General features: G+C 73.9%; 21 protein-coding genes and 1 tRNA gene. 4 read left to right on the top strand and 18 right to left on the bottom strand.

Features of this window, described 5'->3' with window-relative positions; translation table 11 throughout:
• Nucleotides 1–42 precede the first annotated feature (42 nt).
• From AC3RJ9_RS03060 to AC3RJ9_RS03040, 5 genes are read right to left on the bottom strand one after another with little or no spacing between them, the layout of a single operon-like run.
• Complete coding sequence (locus tag AC3RJ9_RS03060; RefSeq protein WP_489727703.1) at nt 43–921, bottom strand: HpcH/HpaI aldolase/citrate lyase family protein; 879 nt, start codon at nt 919–921, stop codon at nt 43–45.
• Nucleotides 918–1,448 carry a MaoC family dehydratase gene (locus tag AC3RJ9_RS03055; RefSeq protein ID WP_063190287.1) on the bottom strand — a complete coding sequence of 177 codons (531 nt, stop codon included), beginning with the start codon at nt 1,446–1,448 and terminating at the stop codon, nt 918–920. Before AC3RJ9_RS03055 ends, AC3RJ9_RS03060 begins: the two co-directional genes overlap by 4 nt.
• A gap of 1 nt (nt 1,449) precedes the next feature.
• Nucleotides 1,450–2,637 (bottom strand): acyl-CoA dehydrogenase family protein, encoded by a 1,188-nt coding sequence (locus tag AC3RJ9_RS03050; protein WP_063190286.1) that lies wholly within the window; start codon nt 2,635–2,637, stop codon nt 1,450–1,452.
• A gap of 15 nt (nt 2,638–2,652) precedes the next feature.
• Nucleotides 2,653–4,788: an acetyl/propionyl/methylcrotonyl-CoA carboxylase subunit alpha gene (locus AC3RJ9_RS03045; RefSeq protein WP_095353893.1), complete on the bottom strand. Its 2,136-nt coding sequence runs from the start codon at nt 4,786–4,788 to the stop codon at nt 2,653–2,655.
• A gap of 7 nt (nt 4,789–4,795) precedes the next feature.
• Nucleotides 4,796–6,412 carry a carboxyl transferase domain-containing protein gene (locus tag AC3RJ9_RS03040; protein WP_081374413.1) on the bottom strand — a complete coding sequence of 539 codons (1,617 nt, stop codon included), beginning with the start codon at nt 6,410–6,412 and terminating at the stop codon, nt 4,796–4,798.
• Nucleotides 6,413–6,525: 113 nt separating this feature from the next.
• On the opposite strand from AC3RJ9_RS03040, the gene AC3RJ9_RS03035 reads away from it, so the two are divergent.
• Nucleotides 6,526–7,173, top strand: coding sequence for a TetR/AcrR family transcriptional regulator (locus tag AC3RJ9_RS03035; protein ID WP_095353895.1), 648 nt, complete (start codon nt 6,526–6,528; stop codon nt 7,171–7,173).
• Nucleotides 7,174–7,277: 104 nt separating this feature from the next.
• Nucleotides 7,278–7,751 (top strand): GNAT family N-acetyltransferase, encoded by a 474-nt coding sequence (locus tag AC3RJ9_RS03030; RefSeq protein WP_051995227.1) that lies wholly within the window; start codon nt 7,278–7,280, stop codon nt 7,749–7,751.
• A gap of 98 nt (nt 7,752–7,849) precedes the next feature.
• Here the strand turns inward: AC3RJ9_RS03030 and AC3RJ9_RS03025 are convergent, their stop codons facing one another.
• The 9 genes from AC3RJ9_RS03025 to rpsB all read right to left on the bottom strand — a co-directional run bounded on the left by AC3RJ9_RS03025 (nt 7,850) and on the right by rpsB (nt 16,592).
• Entirely contained in the window at nt 7,850–9,289 is a 1,440-nt protein-coding gene (locus AC3RJ9_RS03025; RefSeq protein WP_095353899.1) for a dihydrolipoamide acetyltransferase family protein, read from the bottom strand.
• A complete protein-coding gene (locus AC3RJ9_RS03020; RefSeq protein ID WP_044659478.1) occupies nt 9,286–10,341 on the bottom strand; it encodes an alpha-ketoacid dehydrogenase subunit beta in 1,056 nt (351 codons plus the stop codon). Before AC3RJ9_RS03020 ends, AC3RJ9_RS03025 begins: the two co-directional genes overlap by 4 nt.
• Nucleotides 10,342–10,349: 8 nt before the next feature.
• The gene (gene pdhA, locus AC3RJ9_RS03015; RefSeq protein WP_069941735.1) at nt 10,350–11,504 is read right to left on the bottom strand and encodes a pyruvate dehydrogenase (acetyl-transferring) E1 component subunit alpha; all 1,155 of its coding nucleotides are present in this window, start codon (nt 11,502–11,504) and stop codon (nt 10,350–10,352) included.
• Between the two features lie 156 nt (nt 11,505–11,660).
• On the bottom strand, nt 11,661–12,260 hold the full coding sequence (locus tag AC3RJ9_RS03010) for a DivIVA domain-containing protein (protein ID WP_036314046.1): 600 nt from the start codon (nt 12,258–12,260) through the stop codon (nt 11,661–11,663).
• 49 nt (nt 12,261–12,309) lie between these two features.
• Nucleotides 12,310–13,146, bottom strand: coding sequence for a phosphatidate cytidylyltransferase (locus AC3RJ9_RS03005; protein ID WP_119217442.1), 837 nt, complete (start codon nt 13,144–13,146; stop codon nt 12,310–12,312).
• Nucleotides 13,147–13,171: 25 nt separating this feature from the next.
• The gene (frr, locus tag AC3RJ9_RS03000) at nt 13,172–13,729 is read right to left on the bottom strand and encodes a ribosome recycling factor (protein WP_036314042.1); all 558 of its coding nucleotides are present in this window, start codon (nt 13,727–13,729) and stop codon (nt 13,172–13,174) included.
• Nucleotides 13,730–13,782: 53 nt separating this feature from the next.
• The gene (pyrH, locus tag AC3RJ9_RS02995) at nt 13,783–14,550 is read right to left on the bottom strand and encodes a UMP kinase (RefSeq protein WP_002857706.1); all 768 of its coding nucleotides are present in this window, start codon (nt 14,548–14,550) and stop codon (nt 13,783–13,785) included.
• A gap of 208 nt (nt 14,551–14,758) precedes the next feature.
• Nucleotides 14,759–15,595 (bottom strand): translation elongation factor Ts, encoded by an 837-nt coding sequence (tsf, locus tag AC3RJ9_RS02990; RefSeq protein ID WP_095353901.1) that lies wholly within the window; start codon nt 15,593–15,595, stop codon nt 14,759–14,761.
• 103 nt (nt 15,596–15,698) lie between these two features.
• On the bottom strand, nt 15,699–16,592 hold the full coding sequence (gene rpsB / locus AC3RJ9_RS02985; RefSeq protein ID WP_041105092.1) for a 30S ribosomal protein S2: 894 nt from the start codon (nt 16,590–16,592) through the stop codon (nt 15,699–15,701).
• Nucleotides 16,593–16,996: 404 nt separating this feature from the next.
• Between rpsB and AC3RJ9_RS02980 the strand changes: the two genes are divergently transcribed.
• Nucleotides 16,997–17,671, top strand: a complete 675-nt coding sequence (locus tag AC3RJ9_RS02980; RefSeq protein WP_060974055.1) for a M23 family metallopeptidase — start codon at nt 16,997–16,999, stop codon at nt 17,669–17,671.
• On the opposite strand, the gene AC3RJ9_RS02975 is transcribed toward AC3RJ9_RS02980, so the two are convergent.
• Nucleotides 17,607–18,809, bottom strand: a complete 1,203-nt coding sequence (locus AC3RJ9_RS02975) for a glycosyltransferase (RefSeq protein WP_081097755.1) — start codon at nt 18,807–18,809, stop codon at nt 17,607–17,609. The two genes, AC3RJ9_RS02980 and AC3RJ9_RS02975, sit on opposite strands and share 65 nt — an antisense overlap.
• A gap of 312 nt (nt 18,810–19,121) precedes the next feature.
• Here AC3RJ9_RS02975 and AC3RJ9_RS02970 point away from each other — a divergent pair, with 312 nt between their 5' ends.
• Nucleotides 19,122–20,006 carry a LysM peptidoglycan-binding domain-containing C40 family peptidase gene (locus AC3RJ9_RS02970; RefSeq protein WP_036339471.1) on the top strand — a complete coding sequence of 295 codons (885 nt, stop codon included), beginning with the start codon at nt 19,122–19,124 and terminating at the stop codon, nt 20,004–20,006.
• Nucleotides 20,007–20,067: 61 nt separating this feature from the next.
• Here AC3RJ9_RS02970 and AC3RJ9_RS02965 read toward each other — a convergent pair.
• The 3 genes from AC3RJ9_RS02965 to AC3RJ9_RS02955 all read right to left on the bottom strand — a co-directional run bounded on the left by AC3RJ9_RS02965 (nt 20,068) and on the right by AC3RJ9_RS02955 (nt 22,173).
• A tRNA-Ile gene (locus AC3RJ9_RS02965) sits at nt 20,068–20,141 on the bottom strand.
• A gap of 45 nt (nt 20,142–20,186) precedes the next feature.
• Nucleotides 20,187–21,407, bottom strand: coding sequence for a glycosyltransferase (locus tag AC3RJ9_RS02960; RefSeq protein ID WP_489727702.1), 1,221 nt, complete (start codon nt 21,405–21,407; stop codon nt 20,187–20,189).
• Between the two features lie 124 nt (nt 21,408–21,531).
• The gene (locus AC3RJ9_RS02955) at nt 21,532–22,173 is read right to left on the bottom strand and encodes a CDP-alcohol phosphatidyltransferase family protein (RefSeq protein WP_134416501.1); all 642 of its coding nucleotides are present in this window, start codon (nt 22,171–22,173) and stop codon (nt 21,532–21,534) included.
• Nucleotides 22,174–22,310 lie beyond the last annotated feature (137 nt).

Genomic DNA, 22,310 nt, shown 5'->3' with positions numbered 1-22,310 from the left:
ACGGCACGGGGCCGCCGGGGCGCGGAGCCGCCGAGGAGCCGGTCAGGCGCGCGCCGGCCGGGTCGCGTCCGCGCGGCGCAGGACCGCGCGGGCCTGGGCGAGGACCACCTCGTCGACCATCGTCCCGTCCAGCTCGAAGGCCCCGTGTCGGCCCTCGGCCGCGGCGAGGACGCGCCGGGCGCGCTCGACGGCCTCCGGGGCGGGCGTGTAGGCGGAGCGCACGACGGGCACCTGGCGCGGGTGCAGGCACACGGTCGCGATGCAGCCCAGGGCGACGGCGTCCTCGGCCTCGGCGGCCAGCCCGGCCTCGTCGCCGAGGTCCAGGTGGACGGCGTCCCATGCGGCCGCGCCGTGGGCGGCCGCCGCCAGCAGCACCGTCGCGCGGGCGTGCTGGACCACGGAGCGGTAGGCGCCCTCGGGGGTGCGGGAGGAGCTGCCGCCCATCGACGCCACGAGGTCCTCGGCGCCCCACATCAGCGCACCCACGTGCGGGTGGGCGGCCAGTTCGGCGGCGGCGAGGATCCCGGCCGCGGTCTCGCACAGGGCGACGACGCGGGTCTGCGGTCCGAGGGCGGCGACGACCCCGTCCACCTGCACGGCGGACTCGGCCTTGGCGAGCATGAGCGTGCGCCAGCCCGTCCCGGCGAGCATGGCCAGGTCGGCGTCGTGGTCCGCGGTGTCCGCGGGGTTCACGCGCACCACCACGCGGCCCTCGTCCAGCGGGCCGCCGTCGACCCCGCCCGTCACCCGCCCCGCCCAGGCCGCCGCGACGGCGTTCCGCGCGGCGGGCCGGGCGTCCGGGGTGACGGCGTCCTCGAGGTCGAGGATCACCGCGTCGGCGCGCTCGAGCGCCGTGGCGTACCGCTCGGGGCGGTCCGCCGGGGTGAACATGACGGCCGGTCCGAGGCTCAGCGCGCTCATGCCCGCTCCCCCGTGCCTGCGGCGTCGGCGGCCTTCGCCTTGGCCTCCGCGTGCGCCTGCGCGGTCCACATCAGACAGGTGCGCTGGGCGCGGACGACGACGTCGCCGTGCTGGTTCTCCCCCGTCATCGCGAACGTGACGACCCGCTGCCCCGGTCGCGAGGAGGACTCGCGGATCGCGGTGACCTCGGAGCGCCCGTAGAGCGTGTCCCCGTGGAAGACCGGCTTCGGGAACGCGATCTCCCCCAGGCCGAGCTGGGCCACGAGCGTGCCCTGCGTGGTCTGACCGACGGCGAGGCCCACCAGGGTGGACAGCGTCAGCATCGAGTTGACCAGTGGCCGGCCGAACGGCTGGGCCGCCGCGTACGCGTGGTCCAGGTGCAGGGCCTGCGGGTTCATGGTGAGGGTGGTGAACAGGACGTTGTCCGCCTCGGTGAGCGTGCGGCCGGGCCGGTGCAGGTAGACCTGGCCGACCGCCAGCTCGTCCGCGTAGCGGCCCCGCTGCTCGATCTCGACGCGCTCCGTCACGTCAGAGGCCCAGCTCGCGGGCGATCAGCATGAGCTGCACCTCGGTGGTGCCCTCGCCGACCTCGAGGATCTTGGAGTCGCGGTAGTGACGGGCCACGAGGGTCTCGTTCATGAAGCCGTAGCCGCCGAACACCTGGGTGGCGTCCCGGGCGTTGTCCATGGCGGCCTCGCCGGCGATCAGCTTGGCCATGGCGGCCTCGGTCTTGAACGGCTTGCCGGCCAGCATCTTCTGGGCGGCCTCGTAGTAGGCCAGGCGGGCGGCGTGCGCGCGGGCCTGCATGCGGGCGATCTTGAAGGACACGGCCTGGAACTGCCCGATCTTCTGGCCGAACGAGGTCCGCTGCTTGGCGTAGGCGACCGACTCGTCCACGCAGCCCTGGGCCGCTCCGGTGGCCAGGGCCGCGATGGCGATGCGGCCCTCGTCGAGGATCTCGAGGAAGTGGGCGAAGCCGCGGCCGCGGGCGCCCAGCAGGTTCTCCTCCGGCACGCGCGCGTCCGTGAAGTGCAGGGCGTGGGTGTCCGAGGAGTTCCAGCCGACCTTGTCGTAGGCCTTGGCCACGGAGAAGCCCTCGGTGCCGGCGGGCACGAGGATCGTGGAGATCTCCTTGGCGGGGCGGCCGTCGTGGCCGGTCCTGCCCTCCACGGTGCCGGTCACGGCGGTGACGGTGACGAGCGAGGTGATGTCCGTGCCGGAGTTGGTGATGAACTCCTTGGCGCCGTTGATGCGCCACTGGCCGTCCTCGAGCGCGGCGGTGGTCTGGGTGCCGCCGGCGTCGGAGCCCGCGCCCGGCTCGGTGAGGCCGAAGCCGGCCAGGTGCGTGCCGGCCACGAGGTCCGGCAGCCAGCGCTGCTTCTGCTCCTCGGTGCCGAACTTCAGCAGCGGCATGGCGCCCAGGGAGACGCCGGCCTCGAGGGTGATGGCCACGGACTGGTTGACGCGGCCGAGCTGCTCGAGCGCCAGGGCCAGGGCGAAGTAGTCGCCGCCCATGCCGCCGTACTCCTCGGGGAACGGGAGGCCGAACAGGCCCATCTCGCCCATCTGGGCCACGATCTCGTACGGGAACTCGTGCTGGGCGTCCAGCTCGGCGGAGACCGGGGCCACGACCTCGTCGGCGAACTCGCGGACGGTGTCGGAGAGGACCTGGTAGTCCTCCTCGAGGGCGGGCAGGGTGCGGTGCTTGGTGCTCATGGTCCTCTCCTGTTCTCAGGTGTTCTCTGCGGGTGCTGCGTGCTCGGCGGGCTCGACGACGGCGATCAACGCCTGCGCGGCCACGGCGTCGCCCTCGGCGACGTGGACGGTCACGACGCCGGCGACGGCGGCCGTGACGGGGTGCTCCATCTTCATGGCCTCGACCACCGCCAGCTCCTGGCCCGCGGCCACGGTGTCCCCGGTGGCCACGGACACGGCGACGACGGTGCCCGGCATGGGCGTGCGGGCCTCGGGGGACGCTGCGCCGGCCGGGGCACGACGCGCGGCCGCGGCCGCGCGGGCAGCCTCGACCACCTCGGCCCGGGTGAGGCGGCGGACCTGCCACGCGGCGCCGTCGCGGTGCAGCCACGCTGAGCGTGGGTCCCGCGGGTCACCGGCCAGGAGGTTGACGCCCGCCAGGGCTCCGGCGTCCTCGTCCACCTCGGCGTCGGCGGCGGGGGCGGTGAGGATGCGGTCCTCGTCCCCGACCCGCACGCGCATCCCGGGCTGCGGGGCGCCCGCGCCGCGCCAGCCGTCCGCGCGGGCCCACGCGGTGCCGGCCGCGCGCTGCTCGGCGGCGGCCGCGTCCTCGGACACGTCGGCCAGGGCATCGGCCGCGAGGGCGGCGAGGTCCTCGGGCAGCGCGGGGGCGGTCCACGCCTCGAGGCCGTCGATCAGCTCGGTGGTGAGCCGGCCGGTCCGCACATCCGTGCGGGCAGCGAGCTCGCGCAGCCAGCCCAGGTTGGAGCGGACGCCGAACAGCACGGTGTCCGCGAGCGCGGCGTCGAGCCGGTCCAGGGCCTCGGCGCGGTCGGCGCCACGGGCGATGAGCTTGGCGATCATCGGGTCGTAGAAGCCGGTGATCTCGGGCTGTGCGCCGTCGACGTCCACGGGGTCCACGGCGCCGGCGGCGGGGCCAGTCTGCGGTCCGGAGCCGAACGCGCGCTCCTCGGCCGGCCGGGAGGGCAGCAGGAGGGTGTCGACGCGGACGCCCTCGCCGGCGGGCTCGCGCCAGCGCAGCACCGGCCCGGTGGAGGGCAGGAAGCCGTTCGCGGGGTCCTCCGCGTAGACGCGGGCCTCGACGGCGGCGCCGTCGAGGGTCACGTCCTCCTGGGCGAAGCCGAGCGGCCCCCCCGCGGCGATGCGCAGCTGCAGCTCCACGAAGTCCAGGCGCTGTCCGCGCACCCGGACGACCTCCTCGGAGACCGGGTGCTCCACCTGCAGGCGGGTGTTCATCTCCATGAAGAAGAACTCGTCCGGGTTCTCGTCCGAGACGAGGAACTCGACGGTGCCGGCACCGCGGTAGCCCACGGACACGGCCGCGTCCACGGCGGCCCGGCCCAGGCGCTCGCGGAGCTCGGCCCCGTGCGCCAGCCCGGTCAGCAGGGGCGCGGGGGCCTCCTCGATCACCTTCTGGTGGCGGCGCTGCAGGGAGCACTCGCGCTCGCCCAGGTGCACGGTGGCGCCGTGGGCGTCCGCGAACACCTGCACCTCGATGTGCCGGGGCGCGGTGATGAGCCGCTCGAGCAGCAGGGTGTCGTCGCCGAACGCGGAGCGCGCCGTGCGCCGGGCCGAGGCGAGGGCGCCGGGCAGCTCCTCGGCGGCGCGCACGGCCACCATGCCCTTGCCGCCGCCGCCCGCGGAGGGCTTGATCAGCAGCGGGAAGCCGACGCGCTCGGCCTCGGCCGTGATCTGCTCGTCGGTGAGCGTGGGGTCCTGGATGCCGGGGACCACCGGCACGTCGTACGCGGCCACGGTCTCCTTGGCGCGGATCTTGTCCGCCATCGCGTCGAGCGAGGCCACGGGCGGGCCCACGAACACGATGCCGGCCGCGTCCAGCGCGCGGGCGAAGTCGGCGTTCTCGGACAGGAAGCCGTAGCCGGGGTGCACGGCCTGGGCGCCGGTGCGGCGCGCGGCGTCGACGACGGCGTCGATGTCCAGGTAGGACTCGCGGGCCGGAGCCGGGCCGAGGCGGACCGCCGTGTCCGCCTCGCGGACGTGCCGCGCGTCGGCGTCGGCGTCGGAGTGCACGGCCACCGAGCGGATGCCGAGGCGGCGCAGGGTGCGGATGACGCGCACGGCGATCTCGCCGCGGTTGGCCACCAGCACGGTGTCGAACAGGGGCGTCCCCTGGGCGTGGTTCTCGGTCACGGGTGCCTCACATGCGGAACAGGCCGAACCGGGAGTCCGGCAGCGGGGAACGGGAGATGACGTCGAGGGCCAGGGAGAGCACCCGGCGGGTCTGGCCGGGGGTGATCACTCCGTCGTCCCAGAGGCGGGCGGTGGAGTACAGGGGGCTGCCCTGGTCCTCGTACTGCCGGCGGACCGGCGCCTGGAAGGCCTCGACCTCCTCGGGGGACATCGGCTCCTCCCCCGCGGCGGCCCGCTGGTCCTGCTTGATCTGCGTGAGCACGGAGGAGGCCTGCGGGCCGCCCATCACGGAGATGCGCGCGTTCGGCCACATCCACAGGAAGCGGGGTGAGTAGGCGCGGCCGCACATCGCGTAGTTGCCGGCGCCGAACGAGCCGCCGATCACCACGGTCAGCTTGGGCACGCGGGCGGTCGCGACGGCGGTGACCATCTTGGCGCCGTCGCGCGCGATGCCGCCGGCCTCCGCGTCCCGACCCACCATGAAGCCGGAGATGTTCTGCAGGAACAGCAGCGGGATGCCGCGCTGGTCGCACAGTTCGATGAAGTGCGCGCCCTTGCGGGCGGAGTCTCCGAACAGGATGCCGTTGTTGGCGAGGACGCCCACGGGGTGGCCGTCGATCCGCGCGAACGCGGTGACCAGGGTGGTGCCGTAGAGGGGCTTGAACTCGTGGACGGAGCCGCCGTCCACGAGGCGGTCGATCACCTCGCGCACGTCGTAGGGGGTGTTCACGTCCACGGGCACGACGCTGGTCAGTTCGGCCGGGTCCTTGGCGGGCTCCGCGGCGGGGGCGACCTCCCAGGCCGGCGCCTCGGCCGGGGGCAGGGTGGCCACGATGTCCCGGAGGATCTGCATGGCGTGCAGGTCGTCGTCCGCCAGGTGGTCCGCGACGCCGGAGCGCTCGGCGTGCAGCCGGCCGCCGCCGAGGTCCTCGGGCGAGACGTCCTCCCCGATCGCGGCCTTCACGAGCGGGGGGCCGCCGAGGAAGATGGTGCCCTGCTCGCGCACGATCACGGTCTCGTCCGACATGGCCGGCACGTACGCGCCGCCCGCCGTGGAGGAGCCGCACACCGCGGCCAGCTGCGGGATGCGCTGCGAGGAGAGCAGCGCCTGGTTCCGGAAGATGCGGCCGAAGTGCTCGCGGTCCGGGAAGACCTCGTCCTGGCGGGGCAGGAACGCGCCGCCGGAGTCCACGAGGTAGATGCACGGCAGGCGGTTCTCCAGGGCGATCTCCTGGGCCCGCAGGTGCTTCTTCACCGTCATGGGGTAGTAGGTGCCGCCCTTCACGGTGGCGTCGTTGCCGACCACCATCACGAGGCGGCCGTGGACCAGGCCGATGCCCGCCACGACGCCCGCGGCGGGGCTGTCCCCGTCGTACAGGCCGTGCGCGGCCAGCGCGCCGACCTCGAGGAAGGGCGAGCCCTCGTCGAGCAGCGCGTCGATGCGGTCCCGCACCAGCAGCTTGCCGCGGCCGGTGTGGCGCTCGCGCGAGCGCTCGGGCCCGCCGAGCGACGTGCGGGCGACGAGGTCGGCGAGCTCCTGCTCGAGCCGAGCGTGGCCGGCCGCGTTGCGCTCGGCCACGGTGGGCGCGGACTGCGCGGCCGGGGCCGGGGTGCTGGCGGTCATGGGACCCCCTTCAGTGAATGACGACTAACTGAACCGAGCCTCAGTGTAGTGACGATCGTCACTGCCGTCGACCGGGCGCCCGGCGCGCCTCGTCTCGTCCTACAGTGGAACCCATGCCCGCCGCCGATCCCGCGTCCCCCGCCGCCCCGGCGACCCCGCCGACCGCCCGGGAGGCCGCCAAGGCCCGACGCCGGGTGGACCTGCTCGCGGCCGCGGCGCGACTGTTCGCGGCCCGGGGCTTCGACGCGGTCCGCCTCGAGGACATCGGCGCCGCGGTCGGGATCAGCGGCCCCGCCATCTACCGCCACTTCGCCGGCAAGGCCGCCGTGCTCACGGCGATCCTCGACACGGCCTCGCAGGACCTGCTCGACGGCGGGCTGGCCGCCGAGGCGCAGCACGCGCCGGGGGCGGAGACCCTGCGGGCCCTCATCGGCTTCCAGGCGGACTTCGCCCTCGCCCAGCGCGACGTGATCCGCGTGCAGGACCGCGACATGTCCGCCCTGCCCGACGGCGCGCGCACGGCCATCACGCGCACCCAGCGCGCCTACATCGACGTGTGGGCGCGCCAGCTGCAGGTCGTCCACCCCCGCGAGGACCAGGCCACCGCCGTGTTCCGCGCCCAGGCCGTGCTGGGCCTGCTCAACTCCACCCCCCGCTCGGTGCGGCGCACCGCGGCCGACCGCGCGGCCCGCCGCGCGACCCTCGTGGCCATGGCCTGGGCCGCGGCCACGGCCCCCGGACCGCTGTCCGGCGGGGACTGAGCGGGCGGCACCGGCCCGGCGGGCCGGCGTCGCGCCCGGTGGTACGGTGGCCGGTACCCGCGACGGCGGACGCCGTCGAACCCCGCCCCGAGAGGTCCACCGCCGTGCTTCTTCGTGACGTCCGACCCGAGGATCTGGACGAGTTCTTCCTCCACCAGCAGGACGAGCAGGCCAACCTGATGTCCGCCTTCGCCCCCCGCAACCCCCGGGACCGCGGTGTCTTCGACTACCACTGGGCCCACCTGCTCGGGGACGAGGACACCGTCGTGCGGACCATCGAGCACGAGGGCCGCGCCGTGGGTGCGCTCGTGTGCACCCAGCAGGACGGCGTGGGCGAGCTGTCCTTCTGGACCGCGCAGGACTACTGGGGCCTGGGCCTGACGACCGCGGCCGTGGACCGGTTCCTGGAGGAGCACACCGCCCGCCCGCTGCGGGCGCACGTGCCCGAGGACAATGTGGGCTCCGTGAAGGTGCTCTCCCGCCGCGGCTTCGAGACCGTCGGCGAGGAGAAGGTCTTCTCCAACGCCCGTGCCGAGGTCATCACCGAGCTCGTGATGGAGCTGCCCGCCGCCGACTGAGCGCGGCCCACGCCGTGCCGGCGGCCGCACCGGCCTGCCACGACGACGGCCCCGCCTCCCGGTGCCCGGGTGGCGGGGCCGCGGCGCGTCCGACGCGGTCAGACCATGGTCAGGGTCAGGCCCGGACGGCGCAGGAGGGCACCGACGTCCGCGAGGAAGCGGGAGCCCTGCTCGCCGTCCACGAAGCGGTGGTCGAACGAGAGGGACAGCGTCATGACGTCCCGCAGGGCGATCTCGCCGCGGTGCTCCCACGGCATCCGCCGGACCTGGCCGATCGCGATGATCGCCCCCTCGCCCGGGTTGATGATCGGGGTGCCCGCGTCCACGCCGAACACGCCGACGTTCGTGAGCGTGAAGGTGCCGCCGGCCAGGTCCGCCGGGGACAGCTTCCCCTCGCGGGCGAGTCCGGTGAGGTCGCGGATGGCGTCGGCCAGCTCCCTCAGGCTCATCGCCTGGGCGTCCTTGACGTTCGGCACCATCAGCCCGCGGGGGGTGGCCGCGGCGAAGCCGAGGTTGACGAAGTTCTGCTGCACGATCGCGCCGGCGGCCTCGTCCCAGCGGGCGTTGACGTCCGGGGTGCGCTCCATCGCCACGAGGCACGCCTTGGCGGCGAGCGTCATGGGCGTGAGCTTGACGTCCCGGAACTCGCGGGAGGCCTTGAGCTCGGCGAGCAGCTCCATGGTCTCGGTGACGTCCACCTGCAGGAACTCGGTCACGTGCGGGGCGGTGAACGCGGACTGCACCATGGCCGCCGCCGTCGCCTTCCGCACGCCCTTGACCGGCACGGCCTCGGTGCGCGGGCGGCCGCCCAGGGTGCGGACGCCCCCGGTCGAGCCCGACTCGGCGCCGGACTGCGGCGGCGTCGCCGCGGCCGCGGGCTGCCCGCCCCCGGCCAGGAACGCCTCGACGTCCGCGCGGGTGATGACCCCGCCCACGCCGGTGCCGGTGACCTGTTCCAGATCCACGCCCGCGCGGCGCGCGTACAGGCGCACGGGTGGGGTGCAGCGGGGCCGCTCGCCCGACGCCGCGCCCCGCACCGCTTCCGGGGCCGCGTCCGCGCGGACGGGCTCGGCGGCCTCGGGCTGCGGGCGCCCGGCGCCGGCCGGGGCCGCCTCCGACGTGGACGGCGCCTGTCCGCGGGCGGGCTCACCCACCGGGGCGGCCGACGTCGCCGGTGCCGCAGAGCCGCGCCGAGCACGGCGGCCGGGCTTGCCGGTGTCCGGCGCGGCGCCGTAGCCGACGAGGGTGGGCACGCGGCCGTCGCCCTCGGCGGGCCCGCCGACGTCGGGCTCGGCGCCCTCGAGGGTGAAGGTCACCAGGGGCGCACCGACCTCGAGGGTCTCGCCCTCGGCGCCGTGCAGGGCCGCGACGACGCCCGCGAACGGGCTGGAGACCTCGACCACGGCCTTGGCCGTCTCGACATCGGCGAGCACCTGGTTCACGGTCACCGCATCGCCCTCGGCCACGCGCCACGTCACGATCTCGGACTCGGTCAGGCCCTCGCCGAGGTCGGGCAGGCGGAAGGTCTTCTGGCTCATCGGGTCTCCTCCCCGGCGTTCTGGGCGGCGAGGAACTGCTCGGCGGTCTCGGGGGCGGCGAACGCGTCCACGGAGTCCAGCGAATTCGGCCGGCCCAGAGCACGGTCCAGGCCGTCGAGGATGCGGTCGAGGTCCGGCAGGTGCAGATGCTCGAGCTTGGACGGCGGGTAGGGCACGTCCATGCCGGTGACGCGCACCGGCGGGGCCTCGAGCCAATGGAACGCGCGCTCGGCCACCGTGGCCACGAGCTCGGCGCCGAGGCCGCCGGTGCGGGACGCTTCGTGCGCCACGACGAGCCGGCCGGTGCGCCGCACCGAGGACTCGACGAGGCCGGTGTCCAGCGGGGACAGGCTGCGCAGGTCGACCACCTCGACCTCGACGCCCTCCTCGGCCGCCACCTCCGCGGCCTGCAGGGCGGTCTTCACGAGCGGGCCGTAGGCCACGAGCGTGGCGTCCCGGCCCTCGCGCAGGATGCGGGCGGGGCTCATCGGCGGGATCGCGACGTCCAGGTCCACGTCGCCCTTGTCGTGGTAGCGACGCTTGGGCTCGAGGTAGACCACCGGGTCCTCCGAGGCGATCGCGGCGCGGATGAGGTCGTACCCCTCCTGGGGGGAGGACGGGGAGACCACGCGCAGGCCAGCGGTGTGCAGGAAGTAGGCCTCGGGCGACTCGGAGTGGTGCTCCGGGGAGCCGATGCCGCCGCCGAAGGGGATGCGGATGGTCACCGGCATCGGCACGGCGCCGCGGGTGCGGGCGCGCAGCTTGGCCAGGTTCGCCACGATCTGGTCGAACGCGGGGTACACGAAGCCGTCGAACTGGATCTCGACGACGGGCCGGTAGCCGCGCATCGCCAGGCCGATGGCCGTGCCCACGATGCCGGACTCGGCCAGCGGGGTGTCGAGCACCCGGTCCTCGCCGAACTCGGCCTGCAGGCCGTCGGTGATGCGGAACACGCCGCCGAGGGCGCCGATGTCCTCGCCCATGAGCAGGACCTTGGGATCGTCGGCCAGGGCACGGTGCAGGCCGCGGTTGATCGCCCGGCCGAAGGTCATGCGCTCGCTCACGCGCCCGCCTCCTCGTCGTCGAACTGCTGCAGGTAGAGGGCGTGCTCGCGGCGCTGCCGCTCGAGCTCCTGGTGGGGCTCCGCGTAGATCTCGTCGAAGAGCCTGTCCGCGCCGTCCTCCTCGAGCGCCTCGAGGGCGCGGCGGACCTCCGCCGCCAGCTCGTCGGCCTCGGCCTGGGCCTGCGCGAGCACGGCGTCCACGTCCACGTCGAGGGTGCGCAGGTGCGCCTCCACGCGGGTCAGCGGGTCACGGGCCTTCCAGGCCTCGAGCTCGGCGTCGTCCCGGTAGCGGGTGGGGTCGTCCGCGGTGGTGTGCGGACCCATGCGGTAGGTGACGGCCTCGATGAAGGTGGGGCCGCCCCCGTCGGCCGCGCGCTCGACGGCGGCGCGGGTCGCGGCGAGCACGGCCAGGACGTCGTTGCCGTCCACGCGCATCGACGGGATGCCGAAGCCCCACGGGCGGTCCGCGATGCTGCGGCGGGTCTGCAGGCGCACGGGCTCGGAGATGGCCCAGTGGTTGTTCTGGCAGAAGAACACCACGGGCGACTGGTAGGAGGCGCTGAAGACCATGGCCTCGTTGACGTCCCCCTGGCTCGTGGCGCCGTCGCCGAAGTAGACGATCGTGGCCACGTCCGCCTGGTCCCGCTGGACGCCCATCGCATAGCCGACGGCGTGCAGGGCCTGCGCGCCGATGATGATCTGCTGGGTGGCCACCCGCGCCTCGTTCGGGTCCCAGCTCGAGAACGTGGAGCCGCGCCACACCCGCAGCAGGTCCAGCGCGGGGACGCCGCGCAGCAGGGCCACGCCGTTCTCGCGGTAGGACGGGAAGACGAAGTCGTCCGGTCGCAGCGCGACGGCGGAGCCCACCTGGGCGGCCTCCTGGCCCAACAGCGGGGGCCACAGGGCCAGCTCGCCCTGACGCTGCAGGTGCGTGGCCTCGACGTCGAGGCGCCGGACCACGGCCATCTGACGGTACAGCGCGGCGAGGGCGTCGGCGTCGACGTCCTCGATCCACGGGTCGAGCTCCGGCTGTGGACGGCGGCGGCCCTCCGCGTCGAGCACCTGGAGCGCCACGGCCTCGGCCGGGCCCGCCGGGGGCGGAGAGCCGGCGGATCGGCCGCCGGTGGGACGGGTGTGGTCCACGAGGGTCACTGCACTGCCTTCCGATCGACGCCCACGGTGCGGGGCGAGGGAGCTGTACGCATGCGCGAGCAGGGGTGGAGCGCGCGGCGTCTCGGTGGTGCGATTGTACTCACGTGAGTGTGATCTGCGCCACTCTGCCCGGGGCCGCCGCGCGAGGGCCGGGTGTCAGGCGCGGCGCAGCAGCACGTCGACGGCGGCGTCGAGGTAGGCGTCGACCTGGCCCTCCTCGTAGCCGGCGGCACCCTCGGCCTCGCCGAACGACGCGCGGCGCACGTCGTCCGCGGTCAGCCCGCCCTCGGCGCCGGGATCCGTCGAGTCCTCCGCACCGGCCAGGGTGACGCGCAGACGGTCCACGAGCGCGTCCACCTGGTCCACGTCGTAGCTCACGGCGTCCGCGCGGGAGGGGCGGCGGAAGCGCTCCGCCGGGGCCCGGTCGGCGCGGGCCACGAGCTCGGCCACGCGCTCCTCGAGGTCTGCGGCCCAGTCCTCGTCCCCGCGCTCGGCGACGAAGGCCTGACGCTCGGCGGCGGCCAGCTCCTCTTCCAGACGGTCCAGCTCGTCGTCCACCTCGTCCGTGGCGTAGCCGCCGTTGACGGTCGCGAAGCGGGCCTGGCGCACCTCCTCCGCCGTCAGCGGGGCACCGCCGTCGCGCGCCTCACGGGCACGCGCCATGAAGGCGTCCACGTGGGTGGTCTCGTAGCCGATCTCGTCCTGCTCGACGAGCTCGAAGACCGGCTCGGCGTCCGGGGTGGTGCGGGGGGTCATGGGCGTCTCCTGCGGTGTGGGTCCCGGACGTGCCGGGTCGAGGGGTGGATCAGGTCAGGGGCAGCGCCAGCACGGTGTAGGCCACCGGCGCGGCGAACACGAGGGAGTCCAGGCGGTCCATCACGCCGCCGTGGCCGGGCAGGGCGGAGGACATGTCCTTGATGCCGAGCTCACGCTTGACCATGGACTCGGAGAAGTCCCCCGAGGTGGCGGCGGCGACGGTGGTCACGCCGAGGACGGCGCCGACCCACCACGGCTGGCCGACCAGCAGGGGGACGGCGACGACGCCCACCAGCACCGAGCCCGCCAGGGAGCCGGCCAGGCCCTCCCAGGACTTCTTGGGGCTGATGCGCGGGGCGATCGGGGTGCGGCCGAGGCGGTAGCCCACGATGTAGCCGAACGTGTCGTTGGAGACCACCATCAGCAGCAGGACCGCCACCATGCGGTGCCCCAGCGGCTCGTCCAGGAGCGCCGCGGCGAAGGAGAGCAGGAACGGCGCCCACAGCACGATGAACACGCCCGCGAGCATGAACTGGCCCGCCGGACGCCGCCGCGTCAGCGCCGTCCACACGGCCACCAGCGCCAGGCATGCCACCAGGGCGATGAACAGCGCGGGCACCCCCCACCGCCACGCGGTGAGCGGCAGGACCGCCGCGGCCACCCAGAGCGGGGGCCGCGGCACGTCCAGGCCGATGCCGCGCACCGCCGTCGCGATCTCGGACACCGCGCCGACCAGCAGGGCGACCACGAGGAGGACCAGCAGCCAGTCGAGCCAGAAGAGGCCGACCAGCGCCGTCGCCAGCAGCCCCACCCCCACGAGGACGGCGGACTTGAGGTCGCGGCCGCCGCGCGGGGGTGCGGGCGAGGTGGACACGGCGGAGGTCATGGGGCGAGCGCGGACGGCGGGAGGATCAGACCTCCAGCAGCTCCTGCTCCTTGTTCTTGGCCATCTCGTCGATGAGCTCGACGTGGCGTTTGGTGAGCGCGTCCAGCTCCTTCTCGCCGCGGGCACCCTCGTCCTCGCCGACCTCGCCGTCCTTGACGGCCTTGTCCATGGCCTCCTTGGCCTTGCGGCGGGCATTGCGCACGGAGATCTTGTGCTCCTCCGCCTTGGACTTGACCAGCTTCACGTACTCCTTGCGGCGCTCCTCGGTCAGCTCCGGCATCACGATGCGGATGACCTTGCCGTCGTTGGACGGGTTCGCGCCGACCTCGGACTCGGACAGCGCCTTCTCGATGTTGCGCAGGGCCGACTGGTCGAACGGGGTGATGAGCAGCGTGCGGGCGTCCGTGGTGGTGAAGGACGCCAGCTGCTGCAGCGGGGTGAACGAGCCGTAGTAGTCAACCATCACCTTGGAGTAGAGGCCCGGGTTGGCGCGGCCCGTGCGCACGGAGGCGAAGTCCTCACGCGTGGCCTCGATGGTGCGGTCCATCTGCTCTTCGGCGGACTGCAGGGTCTCCTGGATCACGGTGTCTCCTCGGTGTGGTGGAACAGGTCTGCCGCCATCCTACGCGGCGCGCCTCAGACGGTGACGGTGGTGCCGATCGGCTCGCCGAGCAGGGCGCGGGTCACGTTGCCCGGGCCCTCCATGCCGAACACGCGCATGTCCAGGTCGTTGTCCTTGCACATGGTCATGGCGGTCAGGTCCATCACGCGGATGTTCCGCAGCAGCGCCTCGTCGTAGGTCAGGTGCGTGAGACGCTCGGCGGTGGGGTCCTTCTTGGGGTCCGCGGTGTAGACGCCGTCCACGCCGGACTTGGCCATCAGGACCTCGTCCGCCCCGACCTCGAGGGCACGCTGGGCCGCCACGGTGTCCGTGGAGAAGTAGGGCAGGCCGGTGCCTGCGCCGAAGATCACGACGCGGCCCTTCTGCATGTGGCGGATGGCGCGCAGCGGGATGTAGGACTCCGCCACCTGCTCCATGTGGATGGCGGACTGCACGCGCGTGGTGACCCCGGCCTGGATGAGGAAGTCCTGCAGGGCCAGGCAGTTCATCACGGTGCCGAGCATGCCCATGTAGTCGGCCCGACGGCGGTCCATCCCGTTCTCGGACAGCTCGGCGCCACGGAAGAAGTTGCCGCCGCCGACGACGATCGCGATCTCCACCTGGTCCGCCGCGGCGGCGATCTGCTCGGCGATGCCGCGGACGGTCTCCGGGTCCACGCCGATCTTGCCGCCGCCGAACACCTCGCCCGAGAGCTTGAGGAGCACGCGACGGCGGCCGGTGTCGTCCGAGGTCTGCGGGGCGTGGGCGGTGGTCGGGTCCTCGGGGGCGCGGTTCGTCTCCATGGGAAGCATCTCCTGGTCGGTGGGGGGTCGGGCCGGGGACGGCCGTCCCGGGGGCGGACACGCGGACGGGGTGGCCGCCCGGTCGGGGCGGCCACCCCGTCATGCGATGGTCGTCGGCGCCATCCGGCGCCGGAGTGGACCTCGGGTCGCTCCCGATCCTACGCCCCCGCGGGGCGTGGACCGGGAGCGGCCGGTCCGGGTGCGGCGGTCAGTTGCCGACGCGGAAGCGGGCGAACCCGGTGACGTTGGTGCCGGCGTCGGAGGCGACCTTGCCGACGGTCTGCTTCGGGTCCTTCGCGAACGGCTGGTCCACGAGCACGATCTCCTTGAAGAAGCCGGTCAGGCGGCCCTCCACGATCTTCGGCAGGGCCTGCTCCGGCTTGCCCTCGGCACGGGCGGTCTCATCGGCGATGCGACGCTCGTTCTCGACGGTCTCGGCCGGCACGTCCTCACGGGTGAGGTACGTGGGCGAGTAGGCCGCGGTGTGCACGGCGATGTCGTGCGCGGCGGTCTTGGCCTCGGCGGAGTCGGCGTCCACGGCGAGGAGCACGCCCACCTGGGCCGGCAGGTCCTTGGAGGTCTTGTGCAGGTAGGCGTCCACGTAGGCGCCCTCCACGCGGGCCAGGCGGCGCACGGCCACCTTCTCGCCCAGCAGGGCGCCCTCCTCGGTCACGTAGTCGCCCAGGGTGCGGCCCTCGTAGTCGGAGGCCAGCAGGCCGTCGACGTCGGTGGCGCCGGAGGCGACGGCGGCGCGCAGCACCACGTCGCCCAGGGCGATGAACTTGTCGGCCTTGGCCACGAAGTCGGTCTCGCAGTTGAGCTCGATCATGACGCCGACGCCGTTCTCGACGGTCGCGGCCACGAGGCCCTCGGCGGCGGAGCGGCCCTCGCGCTTGGTGGCGCCCTTGAGGCCCTTCACGCGGATGATCTCGATGGCCTTCTCGGCGTCGCCGTTGGCCTCGTCCAGAGCCTTCTTCACGTCCATCATGCCGGCGCCGGTGCGCTCGCGCAGGGCCTTGATGTCAGCAGCGGTGTAGTTCGCCATGCTCGTTCGGTCCTTCCCGTGGTGTGGGTTGTGCGGGATGTTCGGGGTCTGAACCGGCCCGTCGGCCCGGCCGGGTGGGGCCAGGCCGACGGACCGGCCGGGATCACTCGCCCTGCGGGGCGGCCTCGGCGGCGGGGGCCTCGGCCTGCTCGGCCGGCGCCTCGGCGGCGGGGGCCTCGGCCTGCTCGGCCGGCGCCTCGGCGGCAGGGGCCTCGGCCTGCTCGGCCTGCTGGGCGTTGTGCTGCTCGAGCAGCTCGCGCTCCCACTCGGCCATCGGCTCGGCGGCCGCCTGGCCGGACTTGCCGCCCTGACGGGCGATCAGGCCCTCGGCGACGGCGTCCGCGACCACGCGGGTCAGCAGGTTCACGGAGCGGATGGCGTCGTCGTTGCCCGGGATCGGGTAGGCGACCTCGTCCGGATCGCAGTTGGTGTCCAGGATGGCGACGACCGGGATGCCGAGCTTCTGGGCCTCGTCGACGGCCAGGTGCTCCTTCTTGGTGTCCACGACCCACACGGCGGAGGGGGTCTTGGCCATGTTGCGGATGCCGCCGAGGTTGGCCTGCAGCTTCTCGAGCTCACGGTTGAGCAGCAGCAGCTCCTTCTTGGTGAACTGCGAGCCGGCCACGTCCTCGAAGTCGATCTCCTCGAGCTCCTTCATGCGCTGCACGCGCTTGGAGACGGTGGAGAAGTTGGTCAGCATGCCGCCGAGCCAGCGGTGGTTCACGTAGGGCATGCCCACGCGACCGGCCTGCTCCGCGATGGCCTCCTGGGCCTGCTTCTTGGTGCCGACGAACAGGATGGTGCCGCCGTGGGCGACGGTCTCCTTGACGAACTCGTAGGCGCGGTCGATGTAGGACAGCGACTGCTGGAGGTCGATGATGTAGATGCCGTTGCGCTCGGTGAAGATGAAGCGCTTCATCTTGGGGTTCCAGCGGCGGGTCTGGTGGCCGAAGTGGACACCGGAGTCGAGGAGCTGGCGCATGGTCACGACGGGCATGACGTTCCCTTCTGTGGCAGCCGTGGCACCCCGCGCTTCACGCGCGGGCGGTCTGCCGGTCGATTTCTTGACGGTTGGCGGCCGGCCCGGTCGGGCGGCCCCTGGCACCACGACGGCGGGCTGCCGGGCCCCACGAGCACCCGCGCCGACGTCCTCTCCAGGAGGACGGCGGGGACGGGACCGAGCGTGGGGGCTGGGCCGCTGAAGCGACCCACCGCGATGCGCGGAGTCGGCGTCCGGGGCACAGCACAGGGCCGGCCACAGGACACCGCTGAGGTGAATCCTACCCCAGGTGGGCGCCCGCTCCCATCGCCGACTCCTGCACAGGGGCCGGTGCGGCGGGCGCTCTCCACGATGGGACTGCGGGCCTGCCACGCGGCCGCCCGGAACGCCAGGCTGACGCCATGACCCCTCGCACGCTCCTCCCCCGTCCGCTCCCGCGTCCGCGCATCGCGGGGTGCGTCGCGGCAGCCCTGCTCGCCTGGCTCGTCCTCGCCCTGGGGATGGGCGACCTCGGCCCCGTGTCCCGGGCCACGCCCGCACCGTCCACGCGTGACGCGCTGCTCCTCGTCGCGGCGTCCCCGGCAGGTCCGGGCGCGACGGCCGCGCCGGTCGCGTGGCACCCGCCCGTCGCCGGCGCCGCCCCGGATGACGTGCTCCGCGCGTTCGTCGCACCCGAGCGACCGTGGAGTCGGGGGCACCGGGGCGTGGACCTCGCCGTGCAGACCGGGGCTCCGATCCAGGCGCCGGCGGCGGGCCGGGTCGTGTTCGCCGGGGTCGTGGTCGACCGCCCCGTGCTGACCCTCGAGCACGCGAACGGGACCCGCAGCTCCCTCGAGCCGGTGGAGGCCGACGTCGCGGTGGGGGCCGTCGTCGACGCGGGCGACCCCGTGGGGCGACTGGCCGGGGCGCCACCCCACTGCCCGCGGGCGTGCGTGCACTGGGGCGTGCGGGAGCCCGATGGCTGGCGGGTGGGGGACGCGGCCTTCGACCGCTACCTCGACCCGCTGGTGCTCATCGGCTGGAGCGGCCCGTCCGTGCTCTGGCCGCACGCCGCGCCACACCCAGCGCGGCCGTGAGGTCCAGAAGCCGGCGGGCGGACTCGTCCCAGCTGAACCGGGCCGCCTGGGCGACGCTCGCCCGGGAGGCCGCGGCGAACTCGGCGGGGTCCTCGAGCTCCCGCACGCGGGCCGCGAGCGCGGCCGCCCGGTCCCCCTCGAGCGGGACACCCCGGAAGGACGGGGTGCCCGCGCCGGCGATCTCGCGGAAGATCGGCAGGTCCGAGCACACCACCGGCGTGCCATGGGCCATCGCCTCGGCCACGGGCAGGCCGAAGCCCTCGGCGCGGGAGAGGGTGACGGCCGCGGTGGCCCGGCGGAGCAGGCGCACGTACTCGGCCTCGTCGGTGCCGTCGTGGAAGACCACGTCCGCGCCGGCGGCCCCTGCGCCGGCGCGGCGCGCGGCCAGCCGGGCCTCGAGCTGCCCGCGGCGCTCCGGGCTGATGCGGGAGAGCAGGTGCAGCGCGTAGCCCGGCAGCAGGGGCGCGGCCGCCACGAGGGACTCGACGTCCTTGTAGTCCATGAACGAGCCCATGTAGAGCAGCGTGCGGTCCGGGGTCTCGTCCGGGTCACGCGGCTCCGGTACCGTCTGCGCCGCATTGGCGATGACGTGGACCGGACGCCGGGTGAGGCGGTGCCGGTCGATGAGCTCCGCCGTCGTCCGGGAGACCGTGGCGACCGCGTCCGCGCGGTCGAGCAGGAGCCGCTGCGGGGTCTTGGTCAGGTGGTAGGCCCGCCACAGCCAGCGGATCGGCTCGGGCAGGTTCCGCGGCGGGGTGCGGTGCTCGTAGTAGATGAGGTCGTGGAGCGTGAGGATCAGCGCGTAGTCCCGCCCCCACGACCCCATGGTCTGCATGGGCGAGAAGACGACGTCCGGTCGCAGGCGCGCGACCTGACGGGCCACGAACGGCTCGCGTGGGGAGGTGGGGCCGGAGACGAGGTGCCACGGCACGCCGTCCGGGAGCAGGGCCAGCTGTCGTTCGTCCGAGATCAGCATCGCGACTTCGACCTCGACGTCGGCCCCCTCCGGGCCCGGCGCGTCGGTCCGGCGGGCGACCGCCTCGATGAGGCTCGCGCCGTAGCGGGAGATGCCGTCGTGGAAGTCGGTGCGGGTGTAGCGGGCGTCCATCAGCAGGCGCAGGGGGCGGGAGGGGCTCACCCGCACCACGCTAGCGCCGCGCCGGAGAGGGGCGGGGACAGCCGCGCACGGTAGGTGCCGACCGGGGCGCGTCGAGCGCCGATCGGCCACCTGGACGTCATCCGAATTTCTGATTGCGTTTCGATAACGATCGTGTATCTTGATCACGGATCGGTTACAGCCGATCCGCCACACCGGGGCTTCCTCCGCGTCCTCGCGTACCCGGTCATCCGCACTGCTCGTCAACTCGCACCCGCGGTCCGGCCTCGTTCCGGGCATCGCCCGGAGGCACCGCCCTCACGGGCCGCAGGTCCTGTCCGGGAAGAAGATCCGATGTCCGTGACCTCCTCGCACGCCGCTGTGCGTCGCGCCCCCCGCACCGCCGCCGCCTCCGTGGCCCTCGCCCTGGGCGCCGCCGCCCTGACCGGCGTCGGCACCGTGTCCGTCGCCGAGACCGCCCAGGCCGCCGAGACCGCCTACACCGTCCGCTCCGGCGACGGCTGGTGGATCATCGCCCAGCGCACCGGCGTCTCCATGTCCAGGTTGCAGTCGCTCAACGGCATGACCGCCGCGACCGTGCTGCATCCCGGCATGGTCCTCAAGACCTCCGGCACTGCCACCCCGACCCCGGCCCCGGCGCCGTCCACCTCGGGCTCGACCTACACCGTGCTGGCCGGCGACGGCTGGTGGATCATCTCCTACCGCACGGGGGTGTCCGCCTCGATCCTGCAGTCCATCAACGGCATGAGCTCCTCGACCATGCTCCACCCGGGGATGGTCCTGAAGACCACCTCGGTCTCCACCTCCAGCGCCCCCGCCGTCGCCCCTGCGCCGGCGCCCGCGTCCAAGCAGGCTGCCGTCGACTACGTGCGCTCCGCCGTCCGGAACCCGTCCTCCTATTACGTGTGGGGCGGCAACGGCCCCTCCGGCTTCGACTGCTCCGGCCTCACCCAGCAGGCCATGGCCCGGGCCGGCATCTCCATCCCGCGCCGCGCCGGCGACCAGTACCTCGCCGCGAAGTCCTACGTGCCGATCTCCCAGGCCCAGCCCGGCGACCTCGTGTTCTATGCGAACCAGTCCACCGGCCGCATCTACCACACGGCCATGTACATGGGCGGCGGCCAGCTCGCCCACGCCCTCAACGAGGACGCGGGCCTAGTGTTCACCTCCACGACGATCATGAAGTCCGACATGCTCGCGGTGGCCGCCCGCTACTGAGCACCGGCACGACGACGGCCCCCGGCCCGCGCCATACCGCGCGGCCGGGGGCCGTTTTCTGTAGGGCGTGCGGGACTTGAACCCGCGACCCAGGGATTATGAGTCCCCTGCTCTGACCGACTGAGCTAACGCCCCTCCCCCGCGGCATCGCGCGGGACCCGCCCATCCTACCGACGGGTCTCAGAGCATCGCGCGGACCTCGGCGGCCGTCGCGCCGCGGTAGAGGCGCTCGAAGATGTCCACCGTCTTCTGGGCGGAATGATGCAGGGCCTTCGCGTGGGACGCCTCGCCCATGGCGGCGCGGTCCGCGTCCGAGAGGTCGAGGATCCGGGCGATCCGATCGGCCAGGGCCACGTGGTCCCCGGGCGGGAAGAGGTGGCCGTTGACGCCCTCGTCCACGAGGTGGGGCAACGCGAGGGCGTCCGCGAGGACCACCGGGGTGGACGCGCTGAGCGCCTCGAGGGTCACGAGGGACTGCAGCTCCGCCGTGCCCGGCTGGCAGAACACGTCGGCGCGCAGGTAGGCCGCCCGCAGCTCCTCCTCGGAGACGTGGCCGCGCAGCAGGACGCGGTCGGCCACCCCCTCCTCGTCCACCGTGGCACGGATGCGGTCGCGCTGCTCGCCGTCGCCGACGATCTCGGCGTGCACGTCCAGGTCGGGGCGGGTGCGGGCCAGGTGCGCGATCGCACGGATCAGCACCTCCACGTTCTTCTCCACGGCCAGCCGCCCCACGAAGAGCACGACCGGATGGCCGGGATGGTCCACCCTCTCCCCCGGCTGCAGCTCGTAGGCGCTCGCGTCGATGCCGTTGGAGACCGGGAGAACGTTGTCCAGGCCGGCGTGCTCGGCCATGGCCTGCGCGGCGAGGGCCGTGGGGGTGGTGACCACCGCGCCCTTGCCCATGAGTCGACCCATGTCCTTCCACGACACCCGGGAGACGGTGTCCAGGAACCACTGCGGGAACGGCAGGAACGGCTCGAGGTTCTCCGGCATGAAGTGGTTCGTGGAGACGATCCGGATGCGGCGCCGCTCGGCCTCGTTGATGGCGGCCTCGCCGATCATGTAGTGGCACTGGGCGTGCACGACGTCCGGCTGGACCTCGCGGTAGATGCGGCGGAAGGAGGTCTTGGCGTGCCGCGGGAGCACCACGCGGTAGTACTCGTGCGTCGGCGCCGGCAGGGAGCGCAGCAGGTGCACGGTGGCCTCCGGCCGGTGCTCCACGGTGTCCGGGCCGGCCTCGCCGCGCGGCATCACGACGTGGACCTCGTGGCCGCGCGCGTGCAGCGCCGTGGCGAGGCGGTGGCCGAAGGTGGCGGCCCCGTTGACGTGCGGCGGATAGGTGTCAGCAGCGATCAGCACCTTCAGGGGGCGGTCGGCGGCGATCCCGGGACGGTCGGACACGGCGGTCCCTCTCTGTGGTGGCGATGGCACGACGGCGCCCGGCCCGTGCCGTGAGGATCGGCCGCGGGCACGGCGCGCGTCCCACGGTAGCAACCGTCGGCGCCGGCACGACCATGCGCCGGGGTCAGCCCCGGCGGGACGGGCCCTCGCGCGGGTCCTGACCGTCCGCCCGCAGGCCGCGGGCCTTGCCCACCGCGCGCACGAGGTAGTCCCCCGCGGCGAGGATGTGCAGCAGGCAACCGGCCCCGACCAGAGCCAGGGTCACGCCGCTCCACGGGCCGCCGTCGACCCCCGGCACACGGGCGAGCAGCAGCAGGGGCGTGCCCACCAGCAGCAGCGCGGTGCGCACCTTGCCCAGGACCGTGACCGGCAGGTCCGGGCTGCCGCCGAACAGCCACAGGCACACGGCGGCGAGCACGACGTCCGGGATCGCGATGGCCAGGGCGAGCCAGAGCGGGGCGATGCCGGTGGCCACGAACGTCACGGCCACCACCAGCAGGGAGAGGCGGTCCGCCACCGGGTCGAGCCACCGCCCGACCGTGGAGATCATGTCGAACCGGCGCGCCACGTAGCCGTCCACCCAGTCCGTGCCGGAGAGCACGGCGAGGATCACGAACGCGTCCAGGTGTCGGCCGTCGACGGTGAGCCACACGAACACCGGGACCAGGGCGAAGCGGGCCAGGGTGATGAGGTTCGGCACGGTCAGCCAGGTGTCGCGGACGCGGTACTCGTGGCCCTCGCGCAGGCCGACGTCGATCACACGCATGGGTCACTCCTCCAGGGTCCGCGGGCGGACGCCCCCGCCGGGCGCCCCACACGCCCAGCCTACCGACGCCGTCGCCCCTCCCCGCAGACGACGAGGCCCCGATCCGTGGGGATCGGGGCCTCGGGGGCTGGGAGGGC

The sequence above is a fragment of the Micrococcus sp. 63XJN7_6_ISO-PGPR-S23-444 genome (genome assembly GCF_058072765.1).
Note: the sequence above shows the minus strand (reverse complement) of the source record. Positions and strands in the feature narration are given on the sequence as shown.